This window comes from Halorubrum sp. SS7 (assembly GCF_005435055.1).
Classification (GTDB): Archaea; Halobacteriota; Halobacteria; order Halobacteriales; family Haloferacaceae; genus Halorubrum; species Halorubrum salinarum.
Map to the genome: position 1 here is coordinate 1 of NZ_SGXV01000086.1, position 1,551 is coordinate 1,551.

Annotated in this window: 1 protein-coding gene and 1 pseudogene; both read left to right on the plus strand. The window is 64.5% G+C overall.

Features of this window, described 5'->3' with window-relative positions:
* Positions 1-479, plus strand: a pseudogene (locus EXE44_RS20360) (hypothetical protein); the annotation flags it as partial.
* A gap of 297 nt (positions 480-776) precedes the next feature.
* Positions 777-1,358: a hypothetical protein gene (locus EXE44_RS16720; RefSeq protein WP_137717963.1), complete on the plus strand. Its 582-nt coding sequence runs from the start codon at positions 777-779 to the stop codon at positions 1,356-1,358.
* The last annotated feature ends 193 nt before the right edge of the window (positions 1,359-1,551 follow it).

Consider the following 1,551-nt stretch of genomic DNA (forward strand, 5'->3'; position numbering starts at 1 on the left):
GTTCGATCCGTGACGTTTCGATACGAAGACATTTCACGGACGACCCGAACAACGTTGCCATGGAGAGACGACGATTTCTGCGCGGAATCGGAGGCTGTCTCGCCGCCGTATCCCTCGCCGGCTGTACGGGCGCGTTCGCGGACGGTGATCGGTCTTCCGACTACCCGGGCGGAACACTCGTGATAACGAATACGGGCGACGGCCCCGTGCCGGTCTCGATACGTACGAAACTGGACGAGTACGACGCCTCGCTCGATACCGTCGTCGCCGGCGGAGAGACGGTCGTCCGTCGAGAGTTCGTCAGCGCCCGACGGGGCGACATCGTCTCCCTCGAAGCGCTCCTCGGTGAAACCGGGGAACGACTCAGCTTTCAGTTCCTTCCCGAAGGCAGCGGCGACAGCCCGCCCGAGGTCGCCGAGCTCACGTTCGAGAACGCCGTCGAGGCGAGCGCGAGTTGGACCGCCACGGGCGGGACGTAGCCGGGTCCGACTCAGTACGACCTCGTCGCTACTGCGACCATGCGCGGCATCGACTCACTCGACCCGTGATCTCGCGGAGGACTCGGCACTGCGATCGTACGCCGCCCGAACGCTTCGTCGCCGAGTACGCGAAACGAGCGATATTCACTCACCGAACGCTCCCTCCCGCGTTCAGAGCCCAGCGGCTCTCTGTCTCTGCTCCCTTCCGAGCGTCTCGTGGTCCCACGGGCGAGCCGTCCGTCGAGCGTCTTGAACGCAAGACGCCGATTATAAGTCTCGACGAGCTCATCGGTGCGTATGGCCCCCGAACTGTCACGACGGAAGACCCTCCACCTCTCCGGCGCAGCGGTTCTCACCGGACTCGCTGGTTGTAGCGCCCTCAGTTCCGGCGCCCGGCCACAGATCGCTTCGTCGCTCGGAACGACCGCCTATACGCCAATCATCGATCAGCAGCCAACGCCTGACGGAGGTGTCCCCGCGGTCTGGGGGATGATCCTCGCGCATCCGGACGCCGCGCGCAAACTCATCGACTGGGGAGCGCTCACCCCGGCAGACGACGACAGCGCCCCCGGAACGGCGTTCCGAACGTTCGACCCGGGTAAGCAGTTCATGTCGGTCATCGTCGGCGTCCTCCCGACGGGTGCGGGGCTCATGGACTACCACGAGAAGGGCGGGAATCCCGTCGAAGACATCGTTGACGACTTCACCGACCGGTCCGTCTATCAGAACGGGCGGCTCCGATACGACGTCACCTCGTACCAAGCCTTCCCGCCGGACCCGGACACCCCCGAGTACCATTACGACTACTCGTTCACCCTCTGGCGTCTGAACGGTGCCGACCGACCGACCGAGATCACCGTTGATTATCACGACGCCTGAGCCGATCCGGTCGTTCCGCTGACTGCCGTCTCGCGTTGCCGGTCAATCGGTAGGGACGGTCCGTCGACCGGTTCAGAGTCGATTGGAGAGACCACCTCGAAGGCGTTCTGTCGACTGAACCCTCCGTGTTCAGCACCCGATCCCCCTGTCTCCAAGGCGTTCGACGGCACCGAATACCCGACGGCGGATCAGC